The sequence below is a fragment of the Methylobacterium oxalidis genome (genome assembly GCF_007992195.1).
In the GTDB taxonomy this organism is placed as follows: Bacteria; Pseudomonadota; Alphaproteobacteria; order Rhizobiales; family Beijerinckiaceae; genus Methylobacterium; species Methylobacterium oxalidis.
In genome coordinates this window covers 68,751-82,930 of the sequence record NZ_BJZU01000021.1, presented here as the reverse complement: position 1 = coordinate 82,930, position 14,180 = coordinate 68,751, and the positions used below count along the sequence as shown (strand labels likewise).

The following is a 14,180-nucleotide window of genomic DNA, read 5'->3' as shown; positions in this document are numbered from 1 at the left end:
TCTCAGTGCGGCGCGCGTTCGGCGAAATCGTCCTGGAATTCCTTGAGTTCGACCGCGTTGAGATCGGATACGGCCCAGAACGCGAGCCCGGCCTGCTGCCAACCGAGGATGTTGTAGCCCTCTCTGGCAAGGGCGTTCGGCCGCGAGCCTTCGGAGGGCCACATGAACAGATTGATGACGTGCTGGCGACGCTTGTAGATGAGTGCGGCCACGACCCGGTTCTCGATGTAGTCGAGGCGCCCCCCGACGAGCGTGAAGCCCCGGTCGTCGAGATCCACGACCGGGGGCGAGAAATCGGTCTTCCCGGAGAACCATGGCTTCACCGTGTGCTGGTCGGAGGTCGGGACGTCCGTCAGATGGTTCGCCAGAAGCGAGCGGACATGCCCGGACACAAGCTGACCCGGCAGGTCCGGCCTCTCGTCGAGCCGGCTGATCAGGACGGCGAGCGCGAGGCTTGCGGCGAGGGCGAGGCCCGCGGGCACGGCACGCCATCGGCCCACCGCGTCGCGCAGGCGCGCGGCCCAACGGTTGGGTTCTCGCGTCCGCGCCGGAGCGGCCCGGACACCGGGGGCCTCTCTCGCGACCTCTTCCGCGAGGGCGGCGAGGATTCTGGCGCGCAACGCGGGCGGCGCGCGCCAGGCGACCCCCTCGCGTGCGAGACGGTGACGCAACGCGCGCAGGCGATCGAGTTCGGCGGCGCAGGCGGGACACCGGGCGACATGGGCCTCGCACCGCAGGCTGTTGACCGCGTCGAGCTCCCCGTCGAGGAGCGCGTTCAGCGAGGCCGGATCCTCGCCGCAGGGCCGATCGTGCCCTCCCGTCATGGCCGATCCTCGCCGCACTGGCGCCGCCACGCGGTGCCCAGCATCTGCCGCGCCCTTGCGAGGCGCGACATCACCGTGCCGATGGGCGTCGCGGTGATGTCGGCGATCTGCCGATAGGACAGGTCGTCGAACTCGCGCAGGACAAGCACCTCGCGGAAGGCTTCCGGCAGCGCCTCGATCAGGCTTCGGATCAGACCGGCCTCGCTGGCGCGAAGCAGAGCGGTCTCCGGCGTGCCATGATCGGTATCGGCGAGTTCGAGCGCTTCCGCGTCTGCTCCCTCCTGCGCCTGCGGTGTCGCGAGCGGCTCCGTGATCTCCCGAATCCGGGCCCGCTCGCTGGCCCAGCTCCGCACGCAGTTGCGCACGATCGCGAGGAGCCAGGCCCGCGGGTCGCCGCCCCGGAATCCGCCATAGGCCCGGAAGGCGCGCAGAAAGGCGTCCTGCACGATGTCGTCGGCGGCGTCCGCGTCCCGGGTCAGGAAGCGGGCGAGGTTGTAGGCCGCGTCGAGGTGGGGCAGCACGATCTCGTGGAACGCGGTGCCGGAGCCCGGCAAGGGCGCCGAGGCGGCAGGCTCGTCGCGACCGCCTCGGCGCCCGGTCGGTGCCGCGGGGTGCAGGCGTTCGGACGGAGCCGGGACCGCCCGCGAGAGCAGCGCGCCCAGAGCCGCGAGATTGACGAGGATCGACGCGATCCAGGCGCCGACGGGGGCGGCGGGAAGCGCCGCCAAACCCGTTCCGGCCACACTGAGCCTGCCCGTCATGAGGCACCTCCTGCGGTCGCCGTTGCCGCTCTCGCTACCGGGCCGGGTCAGTCCGTCGAGGCCTTCACCACGACCGTGCCGGTCATGTGCGGGTGCAGGGAGCAGAAATACGCGTACTCGCCCGGCGCTTGAAAGGTGAAGGTGAAGCGGTCGTCCGTATCGAGCGTCTTCGAACGGAAGAGCTTGTTCTGCGCCACGACCGTGTGGGGGATGTCGTCGCCGTTGACCCAGGTCACGCGCGTTCCCGGCGCGACGGTCAGCGCCTGCGGGGCGAAGGTGAAGTTGTCGATGCGGATGATTACCGGATCGGTGAGGGTGCGGTCCGCCGCTGCTGTGGCCGGTGTGAAGGCGAGGATCTGCAGGATGATCGCGGCGATGCCGCATCCGGCCAGACGGCGCGGCAAGCGTTGAGCTGAAGGCATGAGACGCTCCTGGTCGACGAGGGTTACGGCCGGCTCACCCGGCGAGCGGCGTATCGATGATGGCCAGGGGCTCGCTGCCGCGAACGAATCGGACGCTCGTGATCCCGAGCACCCTGCGCAACTCGCCGGCCGGCACCTTCATCGGCCCCGGCGAAGGCGCGGTCCCGGGCGCCGGCTGCGGGAAGGCCGTCGAGCGGGCGGTGTGGAAGGCGACGTTGCCCTCCACCTTCTGGATGATCTGGTGGATGTGCCCGTTGAGGACCGTGACCGAGCCGAAGCGCTTGAGGCAGCCGAGGACCCGCGCTCCGTCCTGCGTGCCCCACCCCCACTCGGGATAGACGGTCCAGAGGGGAATATGGGCGAAGACGACGATGGGCATGCTCGAGGCGAGCCCCGCCACGTCGCGCTCCAGCCAGTCGAGCTGGTCGGCCCCGAGGTTGCCGAGGCCGCCGGCTTTCAGGTCGACGACGTTGACGAGGCCGATGAAGTGGACGCCCTGCTGCTCGAAGCTGTACCAGCCGGCCCCGCGCGTCCCCTTGCCGTAGCGGTCGAGGTACGAGCGGCCCTGCCCGTCATCGAGCAGGTCGTGCTCGCCGGGCACGAAGAACAGGGGCAGCCCGATCTCGCGAAGGATCTGGTCGGCATCATCGAACTCCTGATCCTTCGAGAGATGGCTGATGTCGCCGGTGTGGATGATGAAGGCGGGCTTGTCCGGCAGCCGCCGGATCTGGGCCACCGCCTCGCGCAGCGTGCCCAGGGCGTCGGGATTGGCCGGCTTGTTGAAGCCGACATGGCTGTCGCTGATCTGCAGGAAGGTGAAGGGTGCCGGCGGCGCCTCCGCGGCCAGAGCGCGATCCAGGCCCATCGCGCTCGGCACCCCACCTCCGAGCGACCAGAGGAGCCCGGTTCCCGCCCAGGTCATGCATTCGAGGACTCCGCGCCGGCTCATCGTTCCCCGCGCGCTCGGATTGTCAGGATGCTGCATTGTTCCGGCTCCGCTGACGTGGGACCCCGGTCCCTGCCGATCCTGATCCTCGGCGGGCGTCGATTATTCCCGACGCGGTGAGATCGATCGCAACCGGTCGCGCCGCAAGCGCCGGGGGCGTCCCGGCATCGGTCCGAAGTTCGGCGGCGCAGTCGGGAATAAAGGGGCCGGCGGAGAGGTCTGGCCAATCGGAGAGGCCGTGAGCCTCTCGATCCGTGCCAGCGCCACCGCGTCGAGATGCGCTCCAGGCGGCCGGCCGGCGGCCCCGCATGCCTGGGCCCGCCAGCCGGGCCGCCGGCCGCTGGCCGTGCGTCAGGAGAACGCCATGTCCATGAATCGATCCACGCGTCCTGGGGAAATGCTGCTTCGGATGACAGCCGCCCTGCTCATCCTCCCCGTCGCCGCAGCGCCTGCCGTTGCCGCTCCACGATCCTCGGCGCGTCCTGGTCTCTTCACGAGCTACAGCGAGGCCGGTTCAGTCGGTCCGAGATGGACGGGCAGCCTGCAGGCGACGGGCGTGGCAGCCCCATTCCATCCGTCCCGACGGAGCAGCACGTCGGGCAACGCAGAGTTCCCGGAGCGTGACCCGATCGCACAGAACCTGGGCGGCACGGCGGGCGGTGGGATCAACTGAGCGGCCGCAGTTTCAATCAGGGTCTCGCAGAGACCCTGCAATCTTCGCTTAGCCACGGACCGCGCGGTATCACGCCCGTGCGGCCCTCGCTCGAGCACCCGCCTACCCAGCCTGGACACCCGAAAACCGCCGATCCGCCTTCGGCCATCTCGAAACGGCAGCCTTGCGCCCATTTCGGCCTTTCAGGCGTCCCCAGGCGCTCCTCCGAAGCGGAAGTTCGTGGGCCGGATGTTTTGGAGCGTCTGCCAGCGAGGGCGTCAGCCCCCAGTGGCGCGGAACTGCTGTCCTATTTGATCAAGTAGCAGTTTGCGCGTTGTTCCATCTGAGAGCGGGAGATTGCCCATGCTCTCGCCTAACCGATTACGCATCAACCGCTTTCCAGATGGGACTGTCACGAACGGAGATCTCGACGTGGCCACTCAGCCATCCTCGCTGACGGATGAGCTTCGCCAGGATGTCCAGAACGCGGTCACTCAGCAGCGCTGCAAGGCGGAGCGCGTGGCGTGCCTGAAAATGATCACCCACCGCACCCCGGGCCGCCGCCTGAGGGCCGAAGGTACGAGCTACAAGCAGCTCGTCAACGAGGCCCAGTTCGGGATTGCGAAGCGGCTTCTGGCTGACACCACCATGACGATGGGGCAGATCTCGGTCGCTCTGGCCTTCTCCGAGCCCGCCGCCTTCACGCACGCCTTCCGCCGATGGTCGGGCGTGACGCCCAGCGAGTGGCGGCAGATCAACCGGGTGGGGATGCCGCGCGAGGAACACCACGAAGATCCTCGCCCGTTGCCGGTACTCCAATAAGGCTCGCTCTTACGGAGCGTTCCACGCGCCGACGAACCTTGCTCCACACACGTCGTCCGGCATTCTTGGAACGGCGGACGCGCTGACGTATCAGACCCCGTTGGAATGCCGCTCGTCCTAGCCTCCATTTCGCACCCGGCCAAAGCCTACCAGCCACGTCGCGTCCGTTGGCGCCGTACAGATGTCTCAGACTGCGTCCCGGAGGCGGACCCTACGATAGCGTAGCCTTGAGTCTGGATCGCGCCATGAGCTGATCTTCAACCTCGCGCGCTCAAAGGTCAGCTTTCGGCGCCGCACCAGACGTATCGGTGAAGCCGCGTTCCGGCAGCCTGATGGACGCTGATCGTTCGTGAGCTAAGCTACTTGGATCTATCGCCTCACGAACCCAATGTCGGCGGCCACCGCCTTGAGCCGCTCGGGCTCGCGCTCCTTGCGCTCCGAGTAGCGGTCGACAAGGTAGGCGGCCCGCCCGCGGGTGAGCAGGGTGAACTTCATCAGTTCCTCACAGACGTCCACAACCCGGTCGTAGAGCGGCCCCGGCTTCATGCGGCCGGCGTCGTCGAACTCCCTGTAGGCCATCGGGACCGAGGACTGGTTCGGGATGGTGATCATCCGCATCCAGCGCCCGAGCACCCGCAGGCTGTTCACCGCGTTGAAGCTCTGCGAGCCGCCCGAGACCTGCATCACCGCGAGCGTGCGCCCCTGCGTCGGGCGCACCGAGCCCTCGCTCAGAGGGAGCCAGTCGATCTGGCTCTTCATCACCCCGGTCAGGTTGCCGTGCCGCTCGGGGCTGACCCAGACCTGCCCCTCCGACCAGATCGAGAGCTGCCGCAGCTCCTGCACCTTCGGGTGGTCGGCGGTGGCGTCGTCCGGCAGCGGCAGGCCGTCGGCGTGGAAGATGCGGACCTCGCCTCCCATCACCTCCAGGAGCCGTGCCGCCTCGTAGGCCAGGAACCGGCTGTACGAGCGCTCCCGAAGCGAGCCGTACAGGATCAGGAAGCGCGGCGCATAGGCGAACGGCGTCGACGCCTCGACCCGCTCCGTGTTCGGCAATTCGAAGTGCGCCTCGGAGAGGTTCGGCAACCCGTCGGCGAACGGCTGGCGGGGCTTGTTCACGCGGCAGTCTTTCCATACGCTTCAACGAACGTTGGATTGATGGATCAATCATGGACGAACGGCAAGCCCTCGCCGCCTTCGCCGCGCTCGGCCAGGAGCACCGCCTCCGGGTCGTGCGCGCCCTTGTCACCGCCGGGCCGGACGGCCTCTCCGCGGGCGTGCTCGCCGAGACGGTGGGGATCGCGAACACCAACCTGTCCTTCCATCTGAAGGAGCTCTCCCATGCCGGGCTGATCAGGTCCCGGCGTGAGGGCAAATCGGTCATCTACAGCGCCGCCTACGTCGGCCTGTCCGACCTGATCGCCTTCCTGATGCGTGATTGCTGCCAGGGCCGGCCCGAGGTCTGCGCGCCAGCCGTCGCCGCCCTGTCCGCCTGCGATTGCCCCACCGGAGACACCGCCCATGCCTGAGGCGTTCGACGTCGTCATCTACCACAACCCCGCCTGCGGTACGTCCCGGAACACCCTGGCGATGATCCGCAACGCGGGCATCGAGCCGCACGTGGTCGAGTACCTCAAGACGCCCCCGAGCCGGGCGCTCATCCGCCAGCTTCTGGCCCGCGCCGGCCTCTCGGTGCGGGACGTCCTGCGCGAGAAGAACACGCCGTACGCCGAGCTCGGCCTGGCTGACCCAGCCCTCACGGACGAGCAGCTCCTCGACGCCGTCGACGCCCATCCGGTGCTGCTCAACCGCCCGCTGGTGGTGAGCCCGAGGGGCGTGCGCCTGTGCCGGCCGTCCGAGGCGGTGCTGGACCTGCTGCCCGCCCAGCAGGGCGAATTCGTGAAGGAGGACGGTGAGCGCGTCGTCGACGAGCACGGTCGCCGCGTCGCCACCGCCTGAGGAAGCCCGATGTCCCTGTTCGAACGCTACCTCACCCTCTGGGTGGCGCTGTGCATCGCGGCCGGCATCGCGCTCGGCCACGTCATGCCCGGCTTCTTCCACGCCGTCGGCGCCGCCGAGGTCGCCAAGGTGAACCTGCCGGTGGCGGCCCTGATCTGGCTCATGGTCATTCCCATGCTGCTCAAGATCGACTTCGCATCGCTGCGCCAGGTCGGGCGGCACTGGCGCGGCATCGGCGTGACGCTGTTCATCAACTGGGCGGTGAAGCCCTTCTCGATGGCACTGCTCGGCTGGCTCTTCGTGGGCTACCTGTTCCGGCCCTATCTGCCGGCGGACCGGATCGACGGCTACATTGCCGGGCTGATCATCCTGGCGGCGGCGCCCTGCACAGCGATGGTGTTCGTCTGGTCGAACCTGACCCGGGGCGAGCCGCACTTCACGCTGAGCCAGGTGGCACTCAACGACACCATCATGGTGGTGGCCTTCGCGCCCATCGTCGGCCTGCTGCTCGGGCTCTCGGCCATCACGGTGCCCTGGGGCACGCTGGTCCTCTCAGTGGTGCTCTACATCGTCATCCCGGTGGTGATCGCTCAGGTAGTCCGCCGGAGCCTGCTGGCCTCCGGCGGGCAGGCCGCCCTCGACCGGCTCCTCGCCAGGCTCGGGCCCGCCTCGCTCGTCGCGCTGCTCGCCACCCTGGTGCTGCTGTTCGGCTTCCAGGGCGAGCAGATCCTGGCGCAGCCGGCCGTCATCGGCCTGCTCGCGGTGCCCATTCTCATTCAGGTCTACTTCAACTCGGGGCTGGCCTACCTCCTGAACCGGGCCGCGGGCGAGCAGCACTGCGTCGCCGGCCCGTCGGCGCTGATCGGCGCCTCGAACTTCTTCGAGCTCGCGGTGGCCGCGGCCATCAGCCTGTTCGGCTTCAACTCCGGCGCGGCGCTCGCCACGGTGGTCGGCGTCCTCATCGAGGTGCCGGTGATGCTCTCGGTCGTCTGGATCGTGAACTGGAGCCAGGGGTGGTACGAGCGCGGCGCGGCAGGCAAGGGAGCGGCTCTGGTGCACGCATCCCGCGAGACCTGACGTCCCGGCTGCCGGCCGTGACGGCCGCGAGCGATGTCGTGGGGGCGCTCGACGAGGCGAAGGGGAGCGCATGAACGTCGAGGTCAGGGAGGCGCCCGAACCGGGGGCGGTGCGACGCCGGCGCTTCCGCTGGGGCCTGAAGGAGGTGTCGGGCGCGCTCGGCGACCTCGGGACCTTCCTGCCCCACATCATCGGCGCATAACGGTGGTCGGCATGGCTCCCGCCGGCACCCTCGTCACCTTCGGGCTCTTCTACGCCCTGGGAGGCGCCTTCTACGGGTTGCCCATCGCGGTCCAGCCGATGAAGGCGGCCTCGGCGGTGGTGCTGATCGAGCCGATGGAGCCCGGCGCCATCGCGGCAGCGGGTCTCGTCCTCGGTGCCTTCTTTCTCCTCGCCGGCGTGACCGGCCTCGTCGAGCGGCTCGCCCGCCTCGTCCCCAAAACGGTCTCCGCCGGCCTCCAGCGCTCACTCACGGCGGCGCGGACGCGGCCTACGGCCTCTTGGTCGCCCTCGCGCTGGTGAACCTCGGCTTGGCATGAGCCTTGTGGGGCACGCGACCGAACGATGTCGCGGGAGGCGGCGTTCGCTGAACGGAAGCTGCGCGCGGGCTTCAGAACGGGTTCAACGCGATCGGCGCAACCTGGGTACATCACGACCCTGGAGAGTCCTTCCATGAAGCTTCGCATCGCCGGTTTGATGGCCGCCGCCCTCGTCCTGATCCCCGGCGCGGCTTCCGCGCAGTGGTACGAACGCGGCCCGCGACACGGGCATCACCATCACTGGGACCACCATCATCACCATGGCTACGGCCACCGCCACGGCTACGAGCGGCACCACCACCACGGCTACGATCGCCCCGTCCACTTCGACCGCGGCCACCATCATCACCATCACGGGTACTGACGGCCGCGGCGGACCGTACGGGGCCCTCCGATCCGGTCCCGGCGGCCGCTGCCCTTGACCTTCCCACCGTGGGAGGGTGCAGCCTGACGTCCATCGACCTTCCGCACGACCCGGAAAACTGGCATCGTCGATTCATGACGCCCTGGCTCGCCCTCCGGCGGCTGCTCCCGCTCCTTGCGGTTCTCAGCCTCGCCCTGACGCCGGTGACCGCTTCCGCGGCCGCCGCGGGCATGCACGCCTCCATGACGGCGCAGGCCCACGGCTCGCACGATGCGATGCCCGCCATGAACCACGCCGGGTTGGACATGGCCGGGATGGACATGGACGACATGCCCTGCTGCCCGCCCGAAAGGGCGGCGAAGCCGGACTGCGTCAAGGCGGGCTGCCCCTTGATGGCGCTCTGCCTCGCCAGCGTCGCCTCGCTCCTACCGGTCGCGGTGCCGGTCCCGGCGCCCGACGCGACGCGGACAAACAGGGCTTGGCCCTCCGCAGCATCCTTTGCCAGCCTGCACGGGCCCCCGCTGCCCGAGCCCCCCCCGAGCCTGAACCGGATGTCGCCGGCGCTCGCGCCGGCACGGTGACGCGCGCCCGCGCGTGGCCAACCATCGCGTTCAGGAGACAACATCCGTGACCAAGAACCCCTTCGCGCGCGCCGTGCCGGCCGCGCTGCTCGGCGCCGCCCTGTCGGCCCCGGCACTGCCGGCGCTTGCCGACATCAAGGACTACCGCTTCGAGCTCGTGCAGGAGGAGGCGAAGGTCGGCGAGGCCGTCATCGCCGTCCGGCTCGTCGACAAGCGCAGCGGCAAGCCGGTGCCAGACGCCGTCGTCTTCGCCAAGCGCCTCGACATGGCCCCCGACGCCATGGAGGAGATGGCCACCAAGGTCGAGCAGGTCCCCTCGACCGAGCCCGGCGTCTACCGCTTCAAGGCCAAGCTCTCGATGCAGGGGCGCTGGCGCCTGTCGCTGGCCGCGAAGGTCCAGGGCGAGACGGGCACGGTCGAGGACAAGCTGGTCCTTCAGGCCGCGAAATGACCCGCCCGGCATGGTTCGCCGGGACCCTCGCCGCGCTCGCGGCGGGGGGCCTCGGCTATTGGGCGGGACAGCAGGGCGGTCCCGTTCCGGCGCTCGTCGAGCGGGCCCGGCTCGGGGTCGCCCGCCTGCTACCCGAAGCGCCGCCACCGGCCCCTTCCAGGCCCGCCTCCGGCCCGGTGGTCTACTATCGGGACCCGGACGGGAAACCCGTCTACTCGGCGACTCCGATGGTGACCGAGAACGGTCGCGAATTCCGGGCCGTCCACGCCAGCGAGGACGTGCGCTTCGACGGGGACGAGGCGACCGATGCAGTGGCCGGCGGCGTGCCGATGGATGCGCCCGCCGCGGCGTTCGGGGACCGCCGGGTGCTGTACTACCGCAACCCAATGGGCTTGGCCGACACCTCGCCGGTGCCCAGGAAGGACTCGATGGGGATGGACTACATCCCCGTCTACGCGGGCGAGGACGAGGCCGGCGTCGTGAAGGTGTCGCCGGGCAAGGTCCAGCGCACTGGCGTGCGGACCGAGACCGTGGAGCGCCGGGTCCTGTCGGTCCCGGTGCGGGCGCCCGGCAGCGTCGAGGAGGACGAGCGCCGCATCTCCGTCATCGCCATGCGCACGGATGCCTACATCGAGAAGGTCGAGCCGGTCACCACGGGCGACCACGTCCACAAGGGCCAGCCGCTGCTGCGCCTGTTCGCGCCCGAGATCAACGCGGTCGCGGCCCAGTACCTGACCTCCATCGGCTACGAGGGCGGCCGCCGGCGATTGGAGAACCTCGCCATCCCTCCAGAGGTCATCGACGAGATCGAACGCACCCGGAAGGTGCCGCCCTCTATCGTCTGGTCCTCACCGCGGGACGGCGTCGTGGTCGAGCGCAACGTCTCGGACGGGATGAAGGCCAAGTCCGGCGATGTCCTGTTCCGCATCGTCGACCATACCCGCGTCTGGGTCCTGGCAGACGTGACCGAGCGTGACCTCGCCGGGGTGGCGGAGGGGCAGAAGGCGACAGTCCGGGTCCGGGCCTTCCCCGACCGAACCTTCGCCGGGACCGTGACGCGGATCTACCCGCACCTCAACATGGAGACCCGAACCGCGCGGCTGCGCATCGAGCTTCCCAATCCGGACGGCGCGCTGCGCCCGTCGATGTACGCCGACGTCGAGATCGCCACGGGCGCGGACAAGCCGGTTGTGGCAGTGCCCGACGACGCCGTCATCGACACCGGGGAGCGCCAAGTCGTGCTGATCGACCGCGGTGAGGGACGCTTCGAGCCGAAGGCGGTGAAGCTCGGCCTGCGCGGCCGTGGCTACGTCGAAGTCCACGACGGCGTCTCTGCCGGCGACCGGGTGGTCACGGCGGCGAACTTCCTGATCGACGCCGAGAGCAACCTGAAGGCGGCGCTGCAGTCCATGAGCGCCCCGAAGGACGACCGGCAGGCGGCGAGCGCGGGAGGCACGCCGTGATCGCTCGCCTCATCGGCTGGTCGGCCCGCAACCTCGTCCTGGTGCTGATCGGCACCGTGTTCGCGGTCGCCACCGGCATCCTAGCGCTCAGGACCCTGCCGCTCGACGCCATCCCCGACCTCTCTGACGTACAGGCCATCGTCTACACCGAGTATCCGGGTCAGGCGCCGCAGGTGGTCGAAGACCAAGTCACCTACCCGCTGACCACCGCCATGCTGACGGTGCCCAAGGCGAAGGTGGTGCGCGGCTTTTCGTTCTTCGGCGTCAGCTTCGTCTACGTGATCTTCGAGGACGGCACCGACCCGTATTGGGGCCGCTCGCGCGTGCTGGAGTACCTCAGCGGCGCGGCGAGCCGCCTGCCGACGGGCGCGACGCCGACGCTGGGGCCCGACGCCACGGGGGTGGGCTGGGTCTACCAGTACGTCGTCGTCGCGAAGGAGCGGACGCTGGCCGAGCTCCGGTCGCTGCAGGACTGGGTGATCCGCTTCGGCGCCTCGCGGGCCGAGGGCGTGGCCGAGGTCGCGGGCGTCGGCGGCTTCGTCAAGCAGTACAACGTGGTCGTCGACCCGAACCGCCTGCGCGCCCAGGGCATCGGCCTCAACAAGCTCCGGGACGCCATCCGGTCGAGCAACGCCGACGTCGGCGGCCGCACGGTCGAGCTCTCCGAATTCGAGTTCATGGTGCGCGGCCGCGGCTATATCCGGAGCGTCGCCGACATCGAGAACATCGTCCTGAAGACCTCGGGCGGAACGCCGCTGCGGGTCAGGGACGTCGCCCGGGTCGAGCTCGGGCCGGACGAGCGGCGCGGCATCACCGAGATGAACGGCGAGGGCGAGGTCGCCGGCGGCATCGTCCTGCAGCGCTTCGGCGCGAACGCCCTGAACGTCATCGAAGGGGTGAAGGCGAAGCTCGCCGAGGTGGCCAAGACCCTGCCCCAGGGCACCGAGATCCTGCCGGTCTACGACCGCTCGCAGCTGATCGACGCGGCCATCTACACCTTGAGGCACACGCTGGTCGAGGAGAGCGTCGTCGTCTCGCTCGTCTGCATCGTGTTCCTGCTGCACGTCCGCAGTGCGCTGGTGGCCATCCTGATGCTGCCGGTCGGCATCCTGACGGCCTTCGCCGGCATGAGGGCGCTCGGAATCGGCGCCAACATCATGAGCCTGGGCGGCATCGCCATCGCGGTCGGCGCCATGGTCGACGCCGCCATCGTGATGATCGAGAACGCCCACAAGCACCTGGAGCGAGCGCCCCCGGGCAAGCCCCGGGTCGAGATCCTGGTCGAGGCCGCGTCCGAGGTCGGCCCCTCCCTGTTCTTCTCGCTCCTTGTCATCACGGTCAGCTTCCTGCCGATCTTCACCCTTGAGAGCCAGGAGGGGCGGCTGTTCGGGCCGCTCGCCTACACCAAGACCTTCGCGATGGCGGCGGCGGCGCTCCTGTCGGTCACCTTAGTGCCGGCGCTCATGGTGCTGTTCGTGCGCGGGCGGATCGTGCCCGAGCACCGCAACCCGCTGAACCGCCTCCTCGTCTGGCTGTACCGGCCGCTCATCGCCGGCGTGCTGCAGGCCCGGCTGCTCACCGTCCTGGTCGCCGTGGGCGTCCTGATCGCGACCGTGTGGCCCGCCCGGCAGCTCGGCTCCGAGTTCATGCCGGAGCTCGACGAGGGCACCCTGCTCTACATGCCGACGACCCTGCCGGGGATCTCGGTGACCAAGGCCGGCGAACTCCTCGCGACCCAGGACCGCATCGTCAAGTCGTTCCCCGAGGTCGCATCGGTCTACGGCAAGGCTGGACGCGCCAACACCGCGACCGACCCCGCGCCGATGGAGATGTTCGAGACGGTCATCGCCCTGAAGCCGAAGTCGGAGTGGCGTCCTGGGGTGACCCTCGCCACCCTCAAGGCCGAGATGGACGCGGCGCTGCAGTTCCCCGGCGTGTCGAATGCCTGGACGCAGCCGATCCGCGCCCGCATCGACATGCTCTCGACCGGCATCCGTACGCCGGTGGGCGTGAAGGTGCTGGGTGCCGACCTGACGGTCATGGAAGGGGTCGCCCGCCAGGTCGAGACGGTCGCCCGCAACGTGCCGGGCACGTCGAGCGCCTACGCCGAGCGGGTCATCGGCGGCTACTTCCTCGACATCACGCCGGACCGCGAGGTGCTCGGGCGCTACGGCCTGTCGGTCGGGGACGTGCAGGACGTGGTCGCGACCGCCCTCGGAGGCCAAGCGGTGACGAACACCGTCGAGGGCCGCGAGCGCTACACCGTGAACGTACGCTACCCGCGAGCCTTCCGCTCGGACCCGAGGGCCATTGCCGACGAGGTGCAGGTGCCGCTCCCGGCCGGGGGAACGGTGCCGTTGCGCGAGGTCGCCAAGGTCGAGCTGGTACGGGGGCCCACCTCGATCCGCACCGAGAACGGTCAGCTCGCGGTCTACGTGTTCATCGACATTGTGGGCCGCGACCTCGGCGGCTACGTGGCCGAGGTGCGCAAGGCGGTCTCCGACGAGGTCAGACTGCCCCGGGGCACGACCCTGCAGTGGAGCGGGCAGTACGAATACCTGGAGCGGGCCGAGGCGCGCCTCGCGGTCGTGGTGCCCCTGACGCTGCTGATCGTGTTCCTGCTCCTCTACCTGAACTTCCGGCGCCTGACCGAGACGCTCATCGTCATGCTGTCGCTGCCCTTCGCGCTTGTCGGCGGGGTCTGGCTGCTCTGGTGGGTGGGCTTCAACATGTCGGTCGCGGTGGCGGTCGGTTTCATCGCGCTCGCCGGCGTCGCCGCTGAGACCGGCGTGATCATGCTGGTCTACCTCGACCGCGCGCTCGACGAGGTCCAAGCCGGCTGCGAACAAGAGGGTCGCCCGCTCACGCGCGGGGACCTGCGGCGGGCCATCATGGTCGGCGCGGTCGAGCGGGTCCGCCCGAAGATGATGACGGTCGTCGCCATCATGGCAGGGCTCGTCCCCATCCTCTGGAGCACGGGCGCGGGTTCCGAGGTGATGCAGCGGATTGCGGTGCCCATGATCGGCGGCATGATCTCCTCGACGGTGCTGACCCTGGTCGTGATCCCGGCGGTCTATGCCCTGGTGAAGGGGCGCGGGTTGCCGCGAACGGGCGAGGCCGGGGAGCCCGTTCGGCTCCCTCTGGCCGCCGAATGAGGAACCGAAGGAGCGAACGATGAAGGTCGAGATGACGCTCACCCGGCGGTCGGTGCTGGCGGGTCTGGCAGCGGGAACGGCCGCCGGGCGGCAGGCTTGGGCCGCGACGCTGCCCGAGTGATCGGCCCCCACGCGGTGATCCGGTCTGAAAGTTAGTGCAGGGTTGG

General features: G+C 69.5%; 16 protein-coding genes. 11 read left to right on the top strand and 5 right to left on the bottom strand.

Annotated features, from left to right (window positions below):
* Window positions 1-2 precede the first annotated feature (2 nt).
* The 4 genes from MOX02_RS07205 to MOX02_RS07190 form a co-directional block, all read right to left on the bottom strand.
* Window positions 3-824 (bottom strand): anti-sigma factor family protein, encoded by an 822-nt coding sequence (locus MOX02_RS07205; protein ID WP_147025131.1) that lies wholly within the window; start codon window positions 822-824, stop codon window positions 3-5.
* Window positions 821-1,378, bottom strand: a complete 558-nt coding sequence (locus MOX02_RS07200) for a sigma-70 family RNA polymerase sigma factor (RefSeq protein ID WP_373866720.1) — start codon at window positions 1,376-1,378, stop codon at window positions 821-823. Before MOX02_RS07200 ends, MOX02_RS07205 begins: the two co-directional genes overlap by 4 nt.
* Window positions 1,379-1,632: 254 nt before the next feature.
* The gene (locus MOX02_RS07195) at window positions 1,633-2,007 is read right to left on the bottom strand and encodes a cupredoxin domain-containing protein (RefSeq protein WP_147025129.1); all 375 of its coding nucleotides are present in this window, start codon (window positions 2,005-2,007) and stop codon (window positions 1,633-1,635) included.
* Between the two features lie 34 nt (window positions 2,008-2,041).
* Window positions 2,042-2,992: a metallophosphoesterase family protein gene (locus tag MOX02_RS07190; protein ID WP_147025128.1), complete on the bottom strand. Its 951-nt coding sequence runs from the start codon at window positions 2,990-2,992 to the stop codon at window positions 2,042-2,044.
* A gap of 976 nt (window positions 2,993-3,968) precedes the next feature.
* Here MOX02_RS07190 and MOX02_RS07180 point away from each other — a divergent pair.
* Window positions 3,969-4,427 (top strand): helix-turn-helix domain-containing protein, encoded by a 459-nt coding sequence (locus tag MOX02_RS07180; RefSeq protein ID WP_147025126.1) that lies wholly within the window; start codon window positions 3,969-3,971, stop codon window positions 4,425-4,427.
* 369 nt (window positions 4,428-4,796) lie between these two features.
* Here the strand turns inward: MOX02_RS07180 and arsH are convergent, their stop codons facing one another.
* Window positions 4,797-5,543, bottom strand: a complete 747-nt coding sequence (gene arsH / locus MOX02_RS07175) for an arsenical resistance protein ArsH (RefSeq protein ID WP_147025125.1) — start codon at window positions 5,541-5,543, stop codon at window positions 4,797-4,799.
* Between the two features lie 50 nt (window positions 5,544-5,593).
* On the opposite strand from arsH, the gene MOX02_RS07170 reads away from it, so the two are divergent.
* The 10 genes from MOX02_RS07170 to MOX02_RS07130 all read left to right on the top strand — a co-directional run bounded on the left by MOX02_RS07170 (window position 5,594) and on the right by MOX02_RS07130 (window position 14,013).
* Window positions 5,594-5,953 carry an ArsR/SmtB family transcription factor gene (locus tag MOX02_RS07170; RefSeq protein WP_147025124.1) on the top strand — a complete coding sequence of 120 codons (360 nt, stop codon included), beginning with the start codon at window positions 5,594-5,596 and terminating at the stop codon, window positions 5,951-5,953.
* Window positions 5,946-6,383 carry an arsenate reductase (glutaredoxin) gene (gene arsC, locus MOX02_RS07165; RefSeq protein ID WP_147025123.1) on the top strand — a complete coding sequence of 146 codons (438 nt, stop codon included), beginning with the start codon at window positions 5,946-5,948 and terminating at the stop codon, window positions 6,381-6,383. The genes MOX02_RS07170 and arsC overlap by 8 nt, the downstream gene beginning before the upstream one ends.
* 9 nt (window positions 6,384-6,392) lie before the next feature.
* Window positions 6,393-7,460: an ACR3 family arsenite efflux transporter gene (gene arsB / locus MOX02_RS07160; RefSeq protein WP_147025122.1), complete on the top strand. Its 1,068-nt coding sequence runs from the start codon at window positions 6,393-6,395 to the stop codon at window positions 7,458-7,460.
* 70 nt (window positions 7,461-7,530) lie between these two features.
* Entirely contained in the window at window positions 7,531-7,662 is a 132-nt protein-coding gene (locus MOX02_RS32645) for a hypothetical protein (protein WP_280525310.1), read from the top strand.
* A gap of 11 nt (window positions 7,663-7,673) precedes the next feature.
* Window positions 7,674-7,982 (top strand): putative sulfate/molybdate transporter, encoded by a 309-nt coding sequence (locus MOX02_RS31055; protein ID WP_170267710.1) that lies wholly within the window; start codon window positions 7,674-7,676, stop codon window positions 7,980-7,982.
* Between the two features lie 150 nt (window positions 7,983-8,132).
* On the top strand, window positions 8,133-8,363 hold the full coding sequence (locus MOX02_RS07150) for a hypothetical protein (protein ID WP_147025120.1): 231 nt from the start codon (window positions 8,133-8,135) through the stop codon (window positions 8,361-8,363).
* Between the two features lie 134 nt (window positions 8,364-8,497).
* Window positions 8,498-8,944, top strand: a complete 447-nt coding sequence (locus tag MOX02_RS07145) for a hypothetical protein (protein ID WP_147025119.1) — start codon at window positions 8,498-8,500, stop codon at window positions 8,942-8,944.
* A 46-nt stretch (window positions 8,945-8,990) separates the two neighbouring features.
* Complete coding sequence (locus tag MOX02_RS07140; RefSeq protein ID WP_147025118.1) at window positions 8,991-9,395, top strand: FixH family protein; 405 nt, start codon at window positions 8,991-8,993, stop codon at window positions 9,393-9,395.
* Complete coding sequence (locus MOX02_RS07135) at window positions 9,392-10,858, top strand: efflux RND transporter periplasmic adaptor subunit (RefSeq protein ID WP_147025117.1); 1,467 nt, start codon at window positions 9,392-9,394, stop codon at window positions 10,856-10,858. The genes MOX02_RS07140 and MOX02_RS07135 overlap by 4 nt, the downstream gene beginning before the upstream one ends.
* Window positions 10,855-14,013: an efflux RND transporter permease subunit gene (locus tag MOX02_RS07130; protein ID WP_147025116.1), complete on the top strand. Its 3,159-nt coding sequence runs from the start codon at window positions 10,855-10,857 to the stop codon at window positions 14,011-14,013. The genes MOX02_RS07135 and MOX02_RS07130 overlap by 4 nt, the downstream gene beginning before the upstream one ends.
* Window positions 14,014-14,180 lie beyond the last annotated feature (167 nt).

Excerpts from the sequence above, each read along its gene's own strand:
- MOX02_RS07205 (WP_147025131.1), bottom strand. The coding sequence starts at position 824 with ATGACGGGAGGGCACGATCGGCCCTGCGGCGAGGATCCGGCCTCGCTG.
- MOX02_RS07195 (WP_147025129.1), bottom strand. The coding sequence starts at position 2,007 with ATGCCTTCAGCTCAACGCTTGCCGCGCCGTCTGGCCGGATGCGGCATC.
- MOX02_RS07190 (WP_147025128.1), bottom strand. The coding sequence starts at position 2,992 with ATGCAGCATCCTGACAATCCGAGCGCGCGGGGAACGATGAGCCGGCGC.
- MOX02_RS07180 (WP_147025126.1), top strand. The coding sequence starts at position 3,969 with ATGCTCTCGCCTAACCGATTACGCATCAACCGCTTTCCAGATGGGACT.
- MOX02_RS07170 (WP_147025124.1), top strand. The coding sequence starts at position 5,594 with ATGGACGAACGGCAAGCCCTCGCCGCCTTCGCCGCGCTCGGCCAGGAG.
- arsC (WP_147025123.1), top strand. The coding sequence starts at position 5,946 with ATGCCTGAGGCGTTCGACGTCGTCATCTACCACAACCCCGCCTGCGGT.
- arsB (WP_147025122.1), top strand. The coding sequence starts at position 6,393 with ATGTCCCTGTTCGAACGCTACCTCACCCTCTGGGTGGCGCTGTGCATC.
- MOX02_RS32645 (WP_280525310.1), top strand. The coding sequence starts at position 7,531 with ATGAACGTCGAGGTCAGGGAGGCGCCCGAACCGGGGGCGGTGCGACGC.
- MOX02_RS31055 (WP_170267710.1), top strand. The coding sequence starts at position 7,674 with ATGGCTCCCGCCGGCACCCTCGTCACCTTCGGGCTCTTCTACGCCCTG.
- MOX02_RS07150 (WP_147025120.1), top strand. The coding sequence starts at position 8,133 with ATGAAGCTTCGCATCGCCGGTTTGATGGCCGCCGCCCTCGTCCTGATC.
- MOX02_RS07145 (WP_147025119.1), top strand. The coding sequence starts at position 8,498 with ATGACGCCCTGGCTCGCCCTCCGGCGGCTGCTCCCGCTCCTTGCGGTT.
- MOX02_RS07135 (WP_147025117.1), top strand. The coding sequence starts at position 9,392 with ATGACCCGCCCGGCATGGTTCGCCGGGACCCTCGCCGCGCTCGCGGCG.